This is a genomic window from Streptomyces sp. NPDC058812 (assembly GCF_042744565.1).
GTDB lineage: Bacteria > Actinomycetota > Actinomycetes > Streptomycetales > Streptomycetaceae > Streptomyces > Streptomyces thinghirensis.
The window spans coordinates 159,452-176,544 of the sequence record NZ_JBHYOB010000004.1 but is presented as its reverse complement, the minus strand read 5'-3'; the positions used below and the strand labels follow the sequence as shown (position 1 = coordinate 176,544).

The 17,093-nt window shown below is 68.6% G+C and carries 18 protein-coding genes; 16 read left to right on the top strand and 2 right to left on the bottom strand.

Translation table 11 applies throughout. The features are described from left to right. Position 1 precedes the first annotated feature (1 nt). From rplO to ACFW48_RS10290, 4 genes are all read left to right on the top strand, one after another. On the top strand, positions 2-457 hold the full coding sequence (gene rplO, locus ACFW48_RS10305; protein WP_055418358.1) for a 50S ribosomal protein L15: 456 nt from the start codon (positions 2-4) through the stop codon (positions 455-457). A gap of 242 nt (positions 458-699) precedes the next feature. Continuing rightward, positions 700-2,013: a preprotein translocase subunit SecY gene (secY, locus tag ACFW48_RS10300; RefSeq protein ID WP_386312451.1), complete on the top strand. Its 1,314-nt coding sequence runs from the start codon at positions 700-702 to the stop codon at positions 2,011-2,013. Continuing rightward, positions 2,013-2,663, top strand: a complete 651-nt coding sequence (locus ACFW48_RS10295) for an adenylate kinase (protein ID WP_345636393.1) — start codon at positions 2,013-2,015, stop codon at positions 2,661-2,663. Before secY ends, ACFW48_RS10295 begins: the two co-directional genes overlap by 1 nt. A gap of 85 nt (positions 2,664-2,748) precedes the next feature. After that, positions 2,749-3,948, top strand: coding sequence for a hypothetical protein (locus ACFW48_RS10290; RefSeq protein WP_386312448.1), 1,200 nt, complete (start codon positions 2,749-2,751; stop codon positions 3,946-3,948). 187 nt (positions 3,949-4,135) lie between these two features. Here the strand turns inward: ACFW48_RS10290 and ACFW48_RS10285 are convergent, their stop codons facing one another. Beyond that, positions 4,136-4,522 carry a hypothetical protein gene (locus tag ACFW48_RS10285; RefSeq protein WP_386312445.1) on the bottom strand — a complete coding sequence of 129 codons (387 nt, stop codon included), beginning with the start codon at positions 4,520-4,522 and terminating at the stop codon, positions 4,136-4,138. Between the two features lie 292 nt (positions 4,523-4,814). On the opposite strand from ACFW48_RS10285, the gene map reads away from it, so the two are divergent. The 8 genes from map (at position 4,815) to truA (ending at position 10,390) form a co-directional block, all read left to right on the top strand. After that, positions 4,815-5,651 (top strand): type I methionyl aminopeptidase, encoded by an 837-nt coding sequence (gene map / locus ACFW48_RS10280; protein WP_386312442.1) that lies wholly within the window; start codon positions 4,815-4,817, stop codon positions 5,649-5,651. A gap of 427 nt (positions 5,652-6,078) precedes the next feature. Next, on the top strand, positions 6,079-6,300 hold the full coding sequence (gene infA, locus ACFW48_RS10275) for a translation initiation factor IF-1 (RefSeq protein WP_004927214.1): 222 nt from the start codon (positions 6,079-6,081) through the stop codon (positions 6,298-6,300). A gap of 174 nt (positions 6,301-6,474) precedes the next feature. Continuing rightward, positions 6,475-6,588, top strand: coding sequence for a 50S ribosomal protein L36 (gene rpmJ, locus ACFW48_RS10270; RefSeq protein ID WP_003974245.1), 114 nt, complete (start codon positions 6,475-6,477; stop codon positions 6,586-6,588). A 188-nt stretch (positions 6,589-6,776) separates the two neighbouring features. Continuing rightward, positions 6,777-7,157 carry a 30S ribosomal protein S13 gene (rpsM, locus tag ACFW48_RS10265; RefSeq protein ID WP_279560360.1) on the top strand — a complete coding sequence of 127 codons (381 nt, stop codon included), beginning with the start codon at positions 6,777-6,779 and terminating at the stop codon, positions 7,155-7,157. A gap of 68 nt (positions 7,158-7,225) precedes the next feature. Further along, positions 7,226-7,630 carry a 30S ribosomal protein S11 gene (gene rpsK, locus ACFW48_RS10260; RefSeq protein ID WP_003948617.1) on the top strand — a complete coding sequence of 135 codons (405 nt, stop codon included), beginning with the start codon at positions 7,226-7,228 and terminating at the stop codon, positions 7,628-7,630. A 143-nt stretch (positions 7,631-7,773) separates the two neighbouring features. Next, on the top strand, positions 7,774-8,796 hold the full coding sequence (locus tag ACFW48_RS10255) for a DNA-directed RNA polymerase subunit alpha (protein WP_003966937.1): 1,023 nt from the start codon (positions 7,774-7,776) through the stop codon (positions 8,794-8,796). 161 nt (positions 8,797-8,957) lie between these two features. Then, positions 8,958-9,461, top strand: a complete 504-nt coding sequence (gene rplQ / locus ACFW48_RS10250; protein WP_210957933.1) for a 50S ribosomal protein L17 — start codon at positions 8,958-8,960, stop codon at positions 9,459-9,461. A gap of 71 nt (positions 9,462-9,532) precedes the next feature. Continuing rightward, positions 9,533-10,390 carry a tRNA pseudouridine(38-40) synthase TruA gene (gene truA, locus ACFW48_RS10245; RefSeq protein ID WP_386312437.1) on the top strand — a complete coding sequence of 286 codons (858 nt, stop codon included), beginning with the start codon at positions 9,533-9,535 and terminating at the stop codon, positions 10,388-10,390. Positions 10,391-10,415: 25 nt separating this feature from the next. On the opposite strand, the gene ACFW48_RS10240 is transcribed toward truA, so the two are convergent. Then, entirely contained in the window at positions 10,416-11,399 is a 984-nt protein-coding gene (locus tag ACFW48_RS10240; protein WP_386312435.1) for a hypothetical protein, read from the bottom strand. Between the two features lie 17 nt (positions 11,400-11,416). Between ACFW48_RS10240 and ACFW48_RS10235 the strand changes: the two genes are divergently transcribed. From ACFW48_RS10235 to ACFW48_RS10220, 4 genes are all read left to right on the top strand, one after another. Then, positions 11,417-12,598 (top strand): CapA family protein, encoded by a 1,182-nt coding sequence (locus tag ACFW48_RS10235; RefSeq protein WP_386312433.1) that lies wholly within the window; start codon positions 11,417-11,419, stop codon positions 12,596-12,598. A gap of 204 nt (positions 12,599-12,802) precedes the next feature. Then, positions 12,803-15,046 carry a HAMP domain-containing protein gene (locus ACFW48_RS10230; protein WP_386312430.1) on the top strand — a complete coding sequence of 748 codons (2,244 nt, stop codon included), beginning with the start codon at positions 12,803-12,805 and terminating at the stop codon, positions 15,044-15,046. A gap of 6 nt (positions 15,047-15,052) precedes the next feature. Continuing rightward, the gene (gene pgsB / locus ACFW48_RS10225; protein ID WP_386312428.1) at positions 15,053-16,588 is read left to right on the top strand and encodes a poly-gamma-glutamate synthase PgsB; all 1,536 of its coding nucleotides are present in this window, start codon (positions 15,053-15,055) and stop codon (positions 16,586-16,588) included. Beyond that, positions 16,585-17,067 (top strand): poly-gamma-glutamate biosynthesis protein PgsC/CapC, encoded by a 483-nt coding sequence (locus ACFW48_RS10220; RefSeq protein ID WP_184761006.1) that lies wholly within the window; start codon positions 16,585-16,587, stop codon positions 17,065-17,067. The genes pgsB and ACFW48_RS10220 overlap by 4 nt, the downstream gene beginning before the upstream one ends. Positions 17,068-17,093: the final 26 nt, after the last annotated feature.

Sequence of the window (17,093 nt, the reverse complement as noted above, 5' to 3'; positions counted from 1 at the left end):
CATGGCGGAGAACAACCCGCTCAAGATCCACAACCTCCGTCCCGCCCCGGGCGCCAAGACCGCCAAGACCCGTGTGGGTCGTGGTGAGGCGTCGAAGGGTAAGACGGCCGGTCGTGGTACCAAGGGCACGAAGGCCCGTTACCAGGTTCCGGAGCGCTTCGAGGGTGGCCAGATGCCCCTCCACATGCGTCTTCCGAAGCTGAAGGGCTTCAAGAACCCGTTCAAGACCGAGTTCCAGGTCGTGAACCTCGAGAAGCTGGCCGCGCTCTACCCCGAGGGTGGCGAGGTCACCGTCGAGGGTCTGGTGGCCAAGGGTGCGGTTCGCAAGAACAGCCTCGTCAAGGTCCTCGGCCAGGGCGAGATCTCCGTGGCGCTGCAGGTGACGGTCGACGCCGTCTCCGGCTCCGCCAAGGAGAAGATCACCGCCGCTGGCGGTACCGTCACCGAGCTCGTCTGAACCCTTCAGGCGTCTCGATGACTTGAGCAATCCCGACCGGGGATACCCCACAAAAGGGGTATCCCCGGTTGGTCGTTCCAAGGGAAGTGCTCCCGCCGGTAAGGTGGCCTGCGCTGCCCTCTTTCACGGGTGCGTCACATGGGGCACCCTGGGCGGCAGTTGACCGTTACTTACTTAGTCGTCAGTCGAATCCTCAAGACCGTCACCCTTGACGCAGTAGCGCGGGGGTCGCAGGAGGCACCGTGCTCACCGCGTTCGCCCGGGCGTTCAAGACGCCCGACCTGCGCAAGAAGCTGCTCTTCACGCTCGGCATGATCGTGGTCTACCGGCTCGGTACCCACATCCCCATCCCAGGCGTCGATTACAAGAACGTCCAGGAGTGTGTGGACCAGGCGTCCGGCAGCCAGGGTCCCCTCGGCATGATCAACATGTTCAGCGGTGGCGCGCTGCTGCAGATCACGGTCTTCGCGCTCGGCATCATGCCGTACATCACGGCGAGCATCATTCTGCAGCTGCTCACCGTCGTGATCCCGCGTCTGGAGGCCCTGAAGAAGGAGGGCCAGGCGGGTACGGCGAAGATCACGCAGTACACCCGCTACCTGACCATCGCGCTGGCCATCCTGCAGGGCACCGGCCTGGTGGCCACCGCCCGCAGCGGTGCCCTGTTCTCCGGCTGCACCGTCGGCGGTCAGATCGTCCCCGACCAGGCGATCTTCACCACCGTCGTCATGGTCGTCACCATGACCGCCGGTACGGCCGCCGTCATGTGGCTCGGTGAGCTGATCACCGACCGCGGCATCGGCAACGGCATGTCGATCCTGATGTTCATCTCGATCGCCGCGACCTTCCCCTCCGCTCTGTGGGCCATCAAGGAGGAGGGCACCCTGGCGGGCGGGTGGATCGAGTTCGGCACCGTCATGCTCGTCGGCTTCGTCATGATCGGCCTGGTGGTCTTCGTGGAGCAGGCCCAGCGCCGCATTCCGGTGCAGTACGCGAAGCGCATGATCGGCCGCCGTTCCTACGGTGGTACGTCGACGTACATCCCGCTCAAGGTGAACCAGGCGGGCATCATCCCCGTCATCTTCGCCTCGTCGCTGCTCTACATCCCGGCGCTGGTCGTCCAGTTCTCGAACTCGACGTCGGGCTGGGCCACCTGGATCAACAAGAACCTCGCGGACACCGGGGCGGCGCCGCACATCATCCTGTACTTCCTCCTGATCGTCTTCTTCGCCTTCTTCTACGTGGCCATCACGTTCAACCCCGAGGAAGTCGCGGACAACATGAAGAAGTATGGTGGGTTCATCCCGGGCATCCGGGCTGGCCGACCGACCGCTGAGTATCTGAGCTACGTACTCAACCGGATCACCTGGCCGGGTTCGCTGTATCTGGGCCTGATCTCTCTCGTACCGACAATGGCGTTGGCCGGTTTCGGGGCAAACCAGAACTTCCCGTTCGGCGGGACCAGCATCCTCATCATCGTGGGTGTGGGTCTTGAGACGGTGAAGCAGATCGAGAGCCAGCTCCAGCAGCGCAATTACGAAGGGTTCCTCCGCTGATGCGAATCGTCCTCGTCGGGCCGCCGGGTGCCGGTAAGGGAACGCAGGCCACCCGCCTTGCCGAGACGCTGCACATTCCGCACATCTCCACGGGTGACCTGTTCCGCGCCAACATCAGCCGGCAGACGGAGCTGGGCAAGCTCGCCAAGTCGTACATGGACGCCGGCAACCTCGTACCGGACGAGGTGACCATCGCCATGGCGAAGGACCGCATGGAGCAGCCCGACGCCGAGGGCGGCTTCCTGCTGGACGGTTTCCCGCGCAACGTCTCCCAGGCCGAGGCGCTGGACGAGCTCCTCGAGACCGAGGACATGAAGCTCGACGCGGTGCTGGACCTGGAGGCCCCGGAGGACGAGGTCGTCAAGCGGATCGCCGGCCGGCGCGTCTGCCGCAATGACTCCGCCCATGTCTTCCACGTGGCGTACACGCCGCCGAAGAAGGAAGGCGTCTGCGACGTCTGCGGCGGCGAGCTGTACCAGCGGGATGACGACTCCGAGGAGACGGTCCGCAAGCGGCTGGAGGTCTACCACACGCAGACCGAGCCGATCATCGACTACTACAAGGCCCAGGGCCTTGTGACCACGGTCTCCGCGATGGGGAAGGTGGCGGACGTCACGAAGCGCGCCATGTCGGCGCTGTCCGGTTCGTAACAGCTTGTAAAGGAAGGCAGCGGCCCCCCGGCGGGGGCCGCTGCCTTGCTTCTTGGGGACCCCAAAAGTGCTCTGCCGAGGAGGTATGGCCATCAAGCTCGAACAGTCGCCACGGTCCGACGATTCGACCGAGCGGGAGCAGCCGTCGCTGCTCCGCCGCAGGAGTCGCAGCCTGGCGGTCGCCGCGGTCGCCGTGGTCGCCGCAGTCATCGGGGTGTCGTTGGCCCTGACGGGCGGTGGCCCGGAAGGGCAGTCCGAGCCCTCGGACGTGGTGGCCCGTCCGGACCAGTCCCCGCCGCGCGAGCTGATAGCCGCTGGGCAGGTCGCCGTCTCGTCGTACTACACGACGAAGCTCGTGCAGCAGCCGGACGGGGATGCGGTGAACGCGCGTGAGTGGAGTCTGTACAACGCCGCGACCAAGCGGTACGAGAAGACCGACTGGGCCTGGCTCGATGTCGCTCCCGGAATGAAGACGGCCGCGGTGCTGGAGGGCGATCTGCCCGTCAACCGCATAGGCCTGATGAGTCTGTCGACGGGCAAGGTCCAGCGCTGGATCGAGGTCGACAAGGGCGTTGGCGGTGTGCAGTTCTCGCCGGACGGCGAGCGCCTGGTGGCGACGACGTACAGCCACAACCCGGACGGCCTCTTCCAGGACGCGCCGGTGCGTGTGGAGGGCGCGTCGGAGGGTGGCGACGGTCAGGAGATGCCGGGGCCGAAGCAGAGCCGTACCGGCTTCTATGTCATCGATGTCGACTCCGGCCAGGCGGAATTCAGTGAGCGGCCGGCCAAGAAGGACAGTCTTGCGGCCATGGCCGGCACCGGGCGTCAGGACTTCAGCTGGAGCCGTGACGGCGAGCTGCTGTGGGAGCAGCGGCTCGACCAGCCGGGCAGGAACTACTACGACGTGGACGGCAGGCTGAAGCCGCTTCCGCAGCAGAAGACTGATCTGATCTTTCCGCCGGTGGCTACGTCCCCGGACGGAAAACTTGTGACTGGCGGCTTCGCGGGGGGTAAGGACGGCCAGATCGTTTCCGCGGTTCTGGACGCGAAGACCGGCAAGCGGAGCGCAGTCGTACCCGGACAGCAGCTTCTCGCGTGGGCGGACAACACCCACCTCATCGCCTGGCGGTGTGAACCCAGCCAGTGCCAACCCGGCAAGGGTGAGTTCCGCAACCAGCTGGTCCTGGTCAGCCTGGACGGCGACAAGGTGACACCGCTCTCGGGCTTCCGTAAAGCCGAAGTCGACTACGCCGGCCGCTGGAACCCGGTCTTCACCAAGCGCTGACCGTCTTTGCGGTCCCAGGCGGATGTGCACCTGGGACCGGCCACACCAAGAGCTCCGGCCGGTGCAGACGAATTTGCTTGATCGTCTGCACCGGCCGGAGCGTCTGGGTAGATATGTGGCGTGCGTACACACCGTCACACGGTCGAAATCTCCGTAGAGACCTCAAACCTCTCGGTGCCAAACGGGCCTACTCGTCGAAGTACCAGTTCGAGCGGACGCAGGAGTTGGTGCCGTGCCAGCAGACGGCCAGACCGTGCGAGATGTTGCCTATCATGTCGTAGCCATTGTTGGACCGGTCGCAGCCGGCGTCTCCGCCGTCGTCTTCCTTGATGACATAGACCAGGCCGGTGCCATTGCTGTTGAGTCGCTCCAAGTACCCCGTGACGCCGTAGCCGTCAGCCAGTTTGTCGCAGACCGTGATGTCGTCACCGTCGTCGTTGAACGTCACCGTGCCCCGGTTGCCGTACCAGAGGGGCCCCTCGTCGCCGGCCAGGGCGGGCGAGGCTGCGGTAAGGCCGATCAGAGTGGCGGCGGCACCGGTCACGGCCAGGCGGGACAGAGTTCTCTTGATCACTTATACCTCTGTTTCTGGGGACCGTGTATCCGGTCCGGAGCGTAGGGAGCTGCGTGCTGGCACCCGACATCGCCAGGTAGCAACTGCGAGGCTAGGGTGGCTAATTGGGTTCGTCAACGGCTTTTGTCGCTGACGGTGCGGGTGCGACTACAGCCACGGTGACCCTGGCAGGCCGACCGGAGGACGGTCGTGCGGGGCCTGTCCGGGGTGGCCGCCACCCCGGCTTCGGCTCGCGTGGACGCGTATCGTGGAGGGGATAGACGTAAACCCGCGGCAGGAGGCGGCAGCCCAGATGGTGGAGATCAAGAACCCCGAGCAGATCGCCAAGATGCGTGAGGCGGGGCTGGTCGTCGCCGCCATCCACGCTGCCACGCGCGAGGCGGCCGTGCCCGGTGCGACCACCAATGACCTGGACCAGGTCGCCCGCAAGGTCCTCGCGGAGCACGACGCCAAGCCGAACTTCCTCGGGTACGGCGGCTTCCCCGCCACCATCTGCACCTCGGTGAACGAGGTCGTCGTCCACGGCATCCCGTCCGACGACGTGGTCCTCAAGGACGGCGACGTCATCTCCATCGACTGCGGCGCGATCATCGACGGCTGGCACGGCGACGCCGCGTACACGGCCTTCGTCGGCTCCGGCCACTCCCCGGAGGTGGTCGAGCTCTCCCGGGTGACCGAGGAGTCGATGTGGGCGGGCATCGCGGCCATGAAGCAGGGCAACCGGCTCGTCGACGTCTCCCGGGCCATCGAGACGTACATCCGCCGCCAGCCCAAGCCCGGTGGCGGCAAGTACGGGATCATCGAGGAGTACGGCGGTCACGGCATCGGCACCGAGATGCACATGGACCCGCACCTGCTGAACTACGTCGAGCGCCGGCGCGGCAAGGGCCCGAAGCTGGTGCCCGGCTTCTGCCTGGCCATCGAGCCGATGGTGTCCCTCGGCACACCGCGCACCGAGGTCCTGGAGGACGACTGGACGGTCGTCACGACCGACGGGACCTGGTCCTCGCACTGGGAGCACTCGGTGGCTCTCACGGAGCAGGGGCCGCTGGTTCTGACGGCCCCCGACGGCGGCAAGGCGAAGCTGGCGGAGCTGGGCATCATGGCGGCCCCGGACCCGCTGGCCTGACGGCGACGGCTGCCGTGCCCGCCGGCCGGAGGTCGGCGCAGCCGCTCGAAGCCAGTGAGGCGCCCTCGGTGCCGAGCCCGCGACGAGGGGCGTGAAGGATCGGTCGACTGGACGGTCGTCACGACCGACGGGAGCTGGTCCTCGCACTGGGGGCACTCGGTGGCTCTCACGGAGCGGGGGCCGCTGGTTCTGACGGCCCCCGACGGCGGCAAGGCGAAGCCGGCGGAGCTGGGCAGCACGGCGGCCCCGGGCCCGGCGGCCTGACGGTCACCGCATAACGATCGCCCGAGTGGGGCAGACTTCCTCGTTTCGCCTTTCCGGGTGTGCTGACGTAGACTGACTCGTCGGATCTCGTGCACCCGTATGCCTGCATGCACTCGTGCGGCGTACGAGATCCGATCAAGGTAGTCGATTCGAAGGGCGAAGCGTGGCCAAGAAGCAAGGTGCCATCGAGATCGAGGGCACTGTCGTCGAGTCTCTCCCCAACGCGATGTTCAGGGTCGAGCTCCAGAACGGCCACCAGGTCCTGGCACACATCAGCGGCAAGATGCGCATGCACTACATCCGCATCCTCCCTGACGACCGGGTCGTGGTGGAGCTGTCTCCGTACGACCTGACGCGTGGCCGGATCGTCTACCGGTACAAGTGAGCTTGGGCGGGTCCCGTACCCGCCCCGGCGGCCGGGAGGGTCGTCGTCGGACAGGCTCGCCCTGTCAAACGTCCCGGAGCGATCCAGGGGTGTTTCTCCAACGGTACAAGTAGATCTTTCCCCTGCCCCGGCTCCGTATGACGCGGGGGCACTGAGCCCGGAGAACTTCACTCAATGAAGGTCAAGCCGAGCGTCAAGAAGATCTGCGACAAGTGCAGGGTGATCCGCCGTCACGGTCGGGTCATGGTTATCTGCGACAACCCGCGCCACAAGCAGCGCCAGGGCTGACGCACAACCTTCCCTCCGCGATTCGCAGGACTTCGCGCGACGCGAGCTGAATATGTTCATACGCAGGACCCGGGCGCCCAGGCGTCCGACACCCCCGGTTCGGAGGCCGGGGACCCGATCCGTACCTGACACGGCGGCGCGGGAACCGGTCCTGTGGAAGACCTCCGAAGATCAACTGGAGCCATTGAATGGCACGCGTTTCCGGTGTTGACATCCCGCGCGAAAAGCGCGTCGAGATCGCCCTCACCTACGTGTTCGGCATCGGCCGGACTCTCTCGCAGCAGACGCTGGCTGCCACCGAGGTGGACCCGAACACCCGTGTTCGTGACCTCACCGAGGAGCAGCTCGTCGCGATCCGCGAGTACGTCGACAACAACATCAAGACCGAGGGTGACCTCCGTCGCGAGGTCCAGGCCGACATCCGCCGCAAGGTCGAGATCGGCACGTACCAGGGTCTCCGCCACCGCCGCGGCCTGCCCGTCCGCGGTCAGCGCACCAGCACCAACGCCCGCACCCGCAAGGGCCCGCGTCGCGCCATCGCCGGTAAGAAGAAGCCGGGCAAGAAGTAGTCCACAGCGGACTCGCCGTCCAGCGGTCTTCGCTGTAGGACCGACCACCTCCCCTGTAGGAGAACGACATGCCCCCCAAGGGACGTCAGGGCGCTGCCAAGAAGGTGCGCCGCAAGGAAAAGAAGAACGTCGCTCACGGCCACGCGCACATCAAGAGCACGTTCAACAACACGATCGTGTCCATCACGGACCCGACCGGCAACGTGATCTCCTGGGCCTCCGCCGGCCACGTCGGCTTCAAGGGCTCCCGGAAGTCCACGCCGTTCGCCGCGCAGATGGCCGCCGAGTCGGCTGCCCGCCGCGCCCAGGAGCACGGCATGCGCAAGGTCGACGTCTTCGTCAAGGGCCCGGGTTCCGGTCGTGAGACCGCCATCCGTTCGCTCCAGGCGACCGGCCTCGAGGTCGGCTCGATCCAGGACGTCACCCCGACGCCGCACAACGGCTGCCGTCCGCCGAAGCGCCGTCGCGTCTGATCCGTCGCGTCTCCCGCGACGCGTCTGATCTCGCTTCACCAGGGTTTTCACGGGCGGTACGGCTCTTTCGGTCGTATCGCCCGTACCCTTGCAGTATTAGTCGGGCGTCAAATAGCGGGCGCCCCTGACTGAAGGATCACCACATGCTGATCGCTCAGCGTCCCTCGTTGACCGAAGAGGTCGTCGACGAGTTCCGCTCCCGGTTCGTGATCGAGCCGCTGGAGCCGGGCTTCGGCTACACCCTCGGCAACTCCCTGCGTCGTACGCTCCTCTCCTCGATCCCGGGTGCGGCGGTCACGTCCATCCGCATCGACGGTGTCCTGCACGAGTTCACCACCGTGCCGGGCGTCAAGGAGGACGTCACCGACCTGATCCTCAACATCAAGCAGCTGGTCGTGTCGTCCGAGCACGACGAGCCCGTGGTGATGTACCTGCGCAAGCAGGGCCCGGGTCTGGTCACCGCCGCCGACATCGCGCCCCCGGCCGGTGTCGAGGTGCACAACCCCGACCTCGTCCTCGCCACGCTCAACGGCAAGGGCAAGCTGGAGATGGAGCTGACCGTCGAGCGCGGTCGCGGCTACGTCTCCGCCGTGCAGAACAAGCAGGTCGGTCAGGAGATCGGGCGCATCCCGGTCGACTCGATCTACTCGCCGGTTCTCAAGGTCACGTACAAGGTCGAGGCCACGCGTGTCGAGCAGCGCACCGACTTCGACAAGCTGATCGTCGACGTCGAGACCAAGCAGGCCATGCGTCCGCGCGACGCCATGGCGTCGGCCGGCAAGACCCTGGTCGAGCTGTTCGGTCTCGCCCGCGAGCTGAACATCGACGCCGAGGGCATCGACATGGGTCCGTCCCCGACGGACGCCGCGCTCGCCGCCGATCTGGCGCTGCCGATCGAGGAGCTGGAGCTCACCGTTCGGTCGTACAACTGCCTCAAGCGTGAGGGCATCCACTCCGTGGGTGAGCTGGTCGCCCGCTCGGAGGCCGACCTCCTGGACATCCGTAACTTCGGTGCGAAGTCCATTGACGAGGTCAAGGCCAAGCTGGCCGGCATGGGCCTCGCGCTCAAGGACAGCCCGCCCGGATTCGACCCGACCGCTGCGGCGGACGCGTTCGGTGCCGATGACGACGCGGACGCGGGCTTCGTCGAGACCGAGCAGTACTGAGAGCTCGGTTCGACGGTTCGTTTTCGGCTGCCGGCCGGCTGTGGCTGGTCGCGCAGTTCCCCGCGCCCCTTTGGGGCGCGGGGTCTCCGACAGGCGACCGCCTGCTCGGATACTGACTTCGGTACCTGATACGGCCGGGGCAGACACCTAGGAGAAACACCATGCCGAAGCCCACCAAGGGTGCCCGTCTGGGCGGCAGCGCCGCGCACGAGAAGCTGCTCCTCGCGAACCTCGCGAAGTCGCTCTTCGAGCACGGCCGCATCACCACCACCGAGGCGAAGGCGCGCAAGCTGCGTCCGTACGCCGAGCGTCTGGTCACCAAGGCGAAGAAGGGCGACCTTCACAACCGCCGTCAGGTGCTCCAGGTGATCACGGACAAGAGCATCGTGCACACGCTCTTCACCGAGATCGGCCCGCGCTACGAGAACCGTCCCGGTGGCTACACCCGGATCACCAAGATCGGCAACCGTCGTGGCGACAACGCGCCCATGGCGGTCATCGAGCTGGTCGAGGCGCTGACCGTGGCGCAGGAGGCGACCGGCGAGGCCGAGGCCGCGACGAAGCGCTCCGCCAAGGACGCCGAGGCTGCCGAGGCTGCTGAGACCAAGGTCGACACGACCAAGGCCGACGACGAGGCTGCCGCCGAGGAGTCGAAGGACGCGTAAGCGTTCCGCGTTCGCGGGTCCGTTCCTTTCGAGGGGCGGGCCCGCTTTCGTTTCGCTGAGAGGATCTCTGGGTGAGTGACGAAGTGGAGCCCGGGTTCGTACGGGTGCGGCTGGACCTGTCGTACGACGGGAGCGAGTTCTCCGGCTGGGCCAAGCAGGCCGGTGGGCGGCGGACCGTGCAGGGTGAGATCGAGGACGCGCTGCGGACGGTCACGCGGTCCCGTGAGACGTACGAGCTGACCGTGGCGGGGCGGACCGACGCCGGGGTGCACGCCCGGGGCCAGGTCGCCCATGTCGACCTGCCGCGCGAGGTCTGGGCCGAGCACAACGTGAAGCTGCTCAAGCGGCTCGCCGGTCGGCTGTCCAGGGACGTGCGGGTGTGGGCCCTGCGCGAGGCGCCCGACGGCTTCAACGCCCGGTTCTCCGCGATCTGGCGGCGCTACGCCTACCGCGTCACCGACAATCCCGGCGGCGTCGACCCGCTGCTGCGCGGCCACGTCCTGTGGCACGACTGGCCCCTCGACGTGGACGCCATGAACGAGGCCGCCCGCGCACTGCTGGGCGAGCACGACTTCGCCGCCTACTGCAAGAAGCGGGAGGGGGCCACGACCATCCGGACCCTCCAGGAGCTGAGCCTGGTGCGCGGTGCGGACGACGGGATCATCACCGCCACGGTCCGGGCCGACGCCTTCTGCCACAACATGGTGCGCTCCCTGATCGGGGCGCTGCTCTTCGTCGGCGACGGGCACCGGGGGCCGGACTGGCCGGGGAAGGTGCTCGCGGCCGGCGTACGGGACTCGGCCGTGCACGTCGTACGGCCGCACGGGCTGACGCTGGAGGAGGTCGGCTACCCGGCCGACGAGCTGCTGGCGGCCCGGAACAAGGAGGCGCGGAACAAGCGGTCCCTGCCGGGGGCCGGCTGCTGCTGAACGGACGGCCGTCCGCGGGCGCCGGTCAGTCGCTCGCCCAGGTGCTTAGCAGTCCGGCCACGGCGTCCGCGGCCTCGTCGGCGTCCCGGCCGTCGCCCCGGGCGTCGGGCGCCAGCTCCAGGTGGACGAAGGTCGCGTGCTGCCGCTGGGCCGCGCGGCCCTGGACGTTGGTCGTGCCCTCCAGCGGACAGCGCGCCGACCAGCCCCGGCAGACCCGCAGCCCCTCCGACTCCATCCGGTCGGCCAGGGCGGAGACCTCGCCGGGGGCGCTCTCCGCGGCGCCCGTGGACAGCACGGCGTCGTAGCGGTCCGTGGTGGACTCGGCGAAACCGTGCAGCTGGATGCCGGGCACACCCCGTTCCTGCAGCTCCAGGACGATGCCATGGAAGGCGCTGTCCTCGCGGTGGGCGACGTCGGCGGCGTCCCCGCGTCCGGCCCGCCGGTGGGCGCCGGCCAGGACCAACGCGCCGCCCGGGGTGTCCTCCAGCAGGCGCACGCCCAGCTCCTCGGTGTCCCGGTCGGAGACGGGGTGCGGCACCTGTGCGCTCCAGCGGACGCGGGAGTCGGCGTTCAGGTACAGCCGGCCCCACCGGGCGCTCTCGCCGGAGCCGGTGGCCGCGACCTCGTCGTAGCGTCGGCCGGACTCGGTGTCGGTGAGCCGGGTGACGCCGAGACCGACCGGGGCGAGCAGCCGCTCGGCCTCGCGCGCGTCGCCCTCCAGCAGGCTGCCGACGCCTCGGGCCAGCTGGGCGCGCTCCTCCTCGTCGGGCGGCGAATAGGGACCGTCGGGGTCCAGATCCTTCGTGTACGACAGGACGCGGCTGCGCAGGTCGACCAGTTCACGGGCCGTCGGGTCCGAGTCCTGCGCGGAGGAGTCGGAGGACGCCTGACACCCGGTCAACACCAGGAAGACACCTATCAGACCGAAAACGCACACAAAGCGTGACTGTCTTGTAATGGTAAAGACAGGGTGAGTTGTGAGGCCCATGTGAACATGTTTCGGTGACATTCCGTAAGTCTCTCCGTATGGGTCGTGCCGTGGCGATCCTGGTGGTTACCGCCACTCTGGCCACCGCGTGCGCCTCCGGGTCCGTGGAGCCGCAGGCGAAGCCTGGCGGACGCTCGTTCACCGTGGCCGCCGCGGGTGACGTACTGATCCACCCCGAGCTGGTGGAGCAGGCGGCCAAGGACGCCGAGGAGACCGGCGAGGGCGAGGCCGGGCTGGATTTCGGTCCGCTGCTCGCCGGGGTGAAGCCGGTCATCAGCGAGGCGGACCTGGCGATCTGTCACATGGAGACACCCGTCGGGAAGCCCAAGGGCCCCTTCCAGGGATACCCCGAGTTCCTGGTGCCGCCACAGATTCTGACGGCTCTGAAGGACGTGGGGTACGACACCTGCTCCACGGCCTCCAATCACACCTTCGACCACGGCCTCAAGGCCGTACGGCGGACGCTGGACGCCATGGACGAGGTGGGCCTCGGGCACGCCGGGTCGGCGCGTACGTCCGAGGAAGCAGAGCAGATCAACATCCGGGACGTCAACGGCGTCAAGGTCGCGCATCTCGCGTACTCCTGGGAGTCCTTCCTCAACCCCACGCCCGAGAAGCAGAGCTGGGCCTTCAACCGGAGCAGCACCGAGGAGATCAAGAAGGACGAGAGCCAGGCCCGGAAGGCGGGGGCCGAGGTGGTGATCCTCTCGGTCCACTGGGGCCTGGAGCACTACAACGAGCCGAGCGTGCCGCAGCTGGAACTGGCCCGGCGGATCACCGAGGAGACCGGCATCGACCTGGTGATCGGACACCACGCCCACGTGGTCCAGCCGATCCAGAAGGTGAACGGCACCTGGGTCGCCTACGGCCTCGGCAACCAGGTGGCCCGGCACTCCTCCCCGACCGGGCTGACCGAGGAGGGGGCCATCGGCTGGTTCGAGTTCCGGGAGACGGCCGAGGGCGGCTGGGACGTCACCGCCCGCCACCGCACCACGCTGGTGGACATCCCGCCCGAGGCGGAGCCCGGTGAGGAACTGCCCGACGGCGCCGTCGAGGACCACCGGCTGGTGGACGTGCAGCACCAGCTCGACCACCCGGACGGCCTGTCCGAAGAGCGGCTCGCCCGTTACCGGCTGGCCGCCGACCGCACGCGCGGCTTCCTCTACAACCGGGGCGCTCCCGGCGGTGACGGTCTGGAGCCGCTGTCCCTGGAGGAGTGAGCAGCGCCACAACGTCTTCCGCGTCGAGGCCACAACCTTGACAGCATTTATCAGTCTTTGCAGTGACGGCGTCGCACGACCGCGGCAGCGGTGCGTCCAGCGCGCTGGGCTCCCCGTAGCAACCAAGGAAGAAGACCGGTGACATCGAGTCGTGCCGCGAACTCCGGGCGGAAAGGGCGGCGACGCAGCCGCAGGCGCGCGGACATGCCCCTCCTGGGCGGCATCCGCCCCCCGATCGCGGTGCTGTGCCTGCTGATCGTCGCCCTGGCGGCTCTCACCGCGAAGGTGCTCGGTCCCGGCGAGGACACCGTGGTGCCCAAGGCCGTGCTGTCCTCGCAGCAGCACTTCGCGGAGGACGGCGCGATCGCGCTGCGCGCCTCGATCGACGAGCGGGTCACGGACCTGGAGCGCACCGCCGCCGCGCTGAACGCCAAGAAGCCCGAGGAGCCGGAGCGCGTCCTGTCCGACCTGGGCCGGACCTACCAGAAGTGGACCGGCACCACCGTGGTCGACCTGGAGAGCGGCAAGGTGCTCGCCGCGCGTGGCGAAAGGATCCCTCTCGCCTGGCTCGACAAGGACGTCCTCACCGGCGAGCACGCCCTCACGCCCCGCATGGTGCGGCTGGAGACCGGTGACGTCCGGCTGATGACGATGGCGCTCCTCGACGCGAAGGACCGGCCGCAGCAGCTGCTGATCGCCTCCAACAGCCTGTCCGTGCCCGCCATCAACCTGGGCCCGTTCCGCAGCATGGCGGTCGTCGCCCGGGACGGTGAGGTCCTCGCGACCGAGGGATTCGAACAGTCCGAGGCCCTCAACTCCGACCAGGAGCGCAAGGAACTCGTCTTCCTCCAGAAGCAGATGTCCCGCCTCTCCGGCCAGGCCGCCGAACGCACCGAGGAGCACCCCGTCACCGCCAGGGAGCCCGGCTCCCGGGGCTACCCCGGCGTCAGCGGGACCCTGCTGGGCGACGACTACAACGGCCGGATCACGACCGCCGGGTACGCCTCCCTCGCCCCCTCCGACCCGGAGGAGAAGGACAGCGTCGCCGCCGGCCTCGGCCTCACCGTGGTGGCGATGCTGCCCGTGGTCCAGCAGCAGGGTGCCGCCGAGACGGGCCGGGAACTGTACGGGCTGGTCGCGGCCGGGGCGCTGGTCGTGCTCGGGCTGCTGGCCGCGGCCGTGCTGTGGGCGGCCGTGCAGCGCCCGCTGCTGCGGCTGTTCCTGGAGTCCCGCCGGCTCGCCCGCGGCGATCTGACCCGGCCCGTCGCGGTGCCCCGCTGGGGCGAGGCCGCACGGATCGGCGCCGCGCTGGAACGCCTGCGGGCACAGCTCAACGGCACCGATGAGGGCCCCGGCGCCAAAAGCGGCAAGGTCCGCCTCGGCATGCGCGTGCCGCTCGCGGCGACCGCCGTTGTGCTGCTCCTGTGGTGCGTGCCGGTCGGCCTGCTGCTGAACCGCACCGACGGCTCGGTCAGCGTGCCCGCCACCATCGTCAACGACCAGCGCGACCGCACCGACCTGATCGCCGACCGCGTCCGCCGGGCGCTCAACGAGGCCCAGGCCGACCTCGTCTCCACCTCCCGGCTGATCGACGCGGACGACCCCGACGCCGCCGAGACCCTGCTGACGGACGCCCTGGAGGAGCACACCCGCTACCAGGCCCTGTACGTCGTGGACGCCGACGGCGATGTCGTCGCCCGTGCCGGGGGAGACCCGCACCACTGGAGCGACGACGAGGACCTGCCGTTGGTCCGCGTCTCCGGCAAGGGCGACAGGAAGCCGGTGATCCAGGCCGCCGCCCCCGTGCCGGAGCACAAGGGCACCACCCTGGTCGGCGAGGTACGGGTGGAGTTCCTCAACTCGCTGCTGAAGCGGCCCGGCCTCGGCGAGGTCCGTGTGGTGAACGCCGACGCGCGGACCGTCGCCGCCAGCGACGGCTTCCTGGCCTTCGAGAAGCTGCCCGGCGACGCCCTGACCGACCTGGTCCGCGCGGGCAACGTGCCGGTCGGCGCCGGCCCCGTCGAGAACGGCCTGCTCATCCGGGACGGCGGCGACGTCACCGTGGCCGCCGCGGCCCCCTTCTCCGGCGGCGGCATCGCCTCCGACATCGGCTGGACCGTGGTCAGCAGCCAGGACGCCGACCACTTCGAGATCGCCGCCTACGAGCGTGAGGACCGCAGCGTGCTCGCCGGGATGCTGGGCCTCGCCGCGATCGTCGTCTGCCTGGGCTGGGTCTACCTGGTCGTGGCCCGGCCACTGCGAGCCCTGGCCACCAGTGCCGAGAAGCTCGCCGACGGAGACCTCAAGACCGTGCACTACCCCCGCTACCAGGACGAGGTCGGGGCCGTCGTCCGCAGCCTCGAACTGCTCCGCCAGCAGTTGCAGGCCCGCCGACAGAACCAGGCCCGCCGGTCGGCCGAGTCCCGGCCCGCCGCCGGAGGAAGGTGATCCCGAGTGCTCTACCTGTACTTCGTCCTGCTGGCCGGCAGCCTGTTCCTGCTCGTCGCGGGCATCGTGGAGCAGCGCCGGCACTACGCGGCCCTGCACTCCATCCCCTCCCGCGTGCTCGTCAACGGCATCCGCGGCAAGTCCTCCATCACCCGGCTGTGCGCGGGCGCGCTGCGCGGCGGTGACCTGGTCACCGTGGCCAAGACGACCGGTACCGCCGCGCGCTTCATCCACCCCGACGCCACCGAGGAGCCGGTCTACCGCAAGTTCGGCATCGCCAACGTCGTCGAGCAGATCGGCATCGTCCGCCGGGCCGCCACCTACCGTCCCGACGCGCTGGTCATCGAGTGCATGGCGGTCATGCCGGCCCTCCAGGAGGTCAACCAGAGCAAGCTGATCCGCTCCACGATCGGCGTGCTGTGCAACGTCCGCGAGGACCACCTCGCCGAGATGGGCCCGACCCTGGACGACGTGGCGCGCTCGCTGTGCCGCTCGATGCCCGAGAACGGCATCTGCGTCACCGCCGAGAAGGAGCGCTTCCACATCCTCCAGGAGGAGGCGGACGCCCGTAACTGCCGACTGGTCTACGCGGACCCCGAGATGGTCACCGACGACGAGCTGCGCGGCTTCAGCTGGTTCACCTTCAAGGAGAACGTCGCGATCGCCCTGGTCGTCGCCGAGCTGGTCGGCGTGGAGCGGCAGGTCGCCCTCCAGGGTATGTACGACGCCCCGCCGGACCCGGGCGTGCTCTCCGTGGAGCGCTACGTGGCGCCCGAGGGCAAGCGCCTCGCCTTCGCCAACGTCTTCGCGGCCAACGACCCCGAGTCGACGCTGATGAACATCAACCAGCTGCTCGACCTCGGTGCCATCCGCCGCCCGCTCAACGTCGTGATCAACTGCCGTCCGGACCGCGTCGAGCGCAACGGGCAGATGGGCGAGATCATCCCCGACCTGGAGCCGGACAACGTCTTCGTCATCGGGCACCCGTCCAAGAGCGCCATCGACGCCATCCCCGCCCAGTGGCGGGAGAGGGCGGTCGACCTGGGCGGCGAACGACGGTCCGCCGACGAGTTCATGCCTGAGCTGCTCGGCCGGATGTCCGACGGCTCCTCCCTGGTCGCCATCGGCAACATCCACGGCCAGGGCGAGGAGCTCCTGGAGTTCCTGGCCGAGCTCCCGGCGGACGACAGCGACAGCGACACCGGCGCGGCGGCGCCGAGCCTGGACCCGTTCGCCTCGTACCCGACGGCGTACGAGGAGCGCTATCAGGCCTCGCAGACCCAGGAGATCCCGGTGGTCCGCATCCCGGCCCAGCCGACGGGACCGTACGGGCAGCAGCACGGTCAGTACGAGCGGCAGCAGTACGAGCAGCAACAGCAGCAAGAGCAGCAAGAGCAGTACGAGCAGCCCCGGTACGGACAGCGGTACGAGCAGCAGTACGGGCAGTACGCCCCCGACCGGGAGCCCTGGCCGCCCCACGACGAAGCGCACGACGACCCCTACGGCGGGACCCCCCGCCCACCTGCCCGGAGACCCCGTTGACCACCGCCGCACTCACCCCCGAGATGGCCGCCCTCGGCATCGCCATAGGCCTGTTCTTCTCGCTGCTGTGCTACCTCACCACCAATCTGTCCCCCGGTGGCATGATCACGCCGGGCTGGATCGCGCTGACCCTCATCGAGGACCTCCAGCGCGCGGCCATGATGGTGGGCGTCACCGCGCTGACCTATGCGGGCACCAAGATCATGCAGCGGCTGGTGATCCTTTACGGCAAGCGGCTGTTCGCCGCGGTGGTGCTGCTGGGCGTGCTGCTCCAGGCCACGGTGATGATCGTGCTCTCGATCGAGTTCCCGCTCCTCTACGGCAACCAGACCCTCGGGTTCATCGTGCCCGGCCTCGTCGCCTACCAGATGGTGCGCCAGCCCAAGGGCGCCACCCTGCTGGCCACCGGCACGGTCTCCCTCATGGCCTACATCGTCGTCGCCGCCGGCCTGCTGCTCGGCGTCATGCCCACCGTCTGAGAACGAGCCCGCGAACGAGTCCGCGA

Excerpts from the sequence above, each read along its gene's own strand:
- rpsK (WP_003948617.1), top strand. The coding sequence starts at position 7,226 with ATGCCCCCCAAGGGACGTCAGGGCGCTGCCAAGAAGGTGCGCCGCAAG.
- rpmJ (WP_003974245.1), top strand. The coding sequence starts at position 6,475 with ATGAAGGTCAAGCCGAGCGTCAAGAAGATCTGCGACAAGTGCAGGGTG.
- ACFW48_RS10235 (WP_386312433.1), top strand. The coding sequence starts at position 11,417 with ATGGGTCGTGCCGTGGCGATCCTGGTGGTTACCGCCACTCTGGCCACC.
- ACFW48_RS10290 (WP_386312448.1), top strand. The coding sequence starts at position 2,749 with ATGGCCATCAAGCTCGAACAGTCGCCACGGTCCGACGATTCGACCGAG.
- ACFW48_RS10255 (WP_003966937.1), top strand. The coding sequence starts at position 7,774 with ATGCTGATCGCTCAGCGTCCCTCGTTGACCGAAGAGGTCGTCGACGAG.
- ACFW48_RS10230 (WP_386312430.1), top strand. The coding sequence starts at position 12,803 with ATGCCCCTCCTGGGCGGCATCCGCCCCCCGATCGCGGTGCTGTGCCTG.
- ACFW48_RS10240 (WP_386312435.1), bottom strand. The coding sequence starts at position 11,399 with ATGTCACCGAAACATGTTCACATGGGCCTCACAACTCACCCTGTCTTT.
- rplO (WP_055418358.1), top strand. The coding sequence starts at position 2 with ATGGCGGAGAACAACCCGCTCAAGATCCACAACCTCCGTCCCGCCCCG.
- rpsM (WP_279560360.1), top strand. The coding sequence starts at position 6,777 with ATGGCACGCGTTTCCGGTGTTGACATCCCGCGCGAAAAGCGCGTCGAG.
- map (WP_386312442.1), top strand. The coding sequence starts at position 4,815 with ATGGTGGAGATCAAGAACCCCGAGCAGATCGCCAAGATGCGTGAGGCG.
- rplQ (WP_210957933.1), top strand. The coding sequence starts at position 8,958 with ATGCCGAAGCCCACCAAGGGTGCCCGTCTGGGCGGCAGCGCCGCGCAC.
- ACFW48_RS10295 (WP_345636393.1), top strand. The coding sequence starts at position 2,013 with ATGCGAATCGTCCTCGTCGGGCCGCCGGGTGCCGGTAAGGGAACGCAG.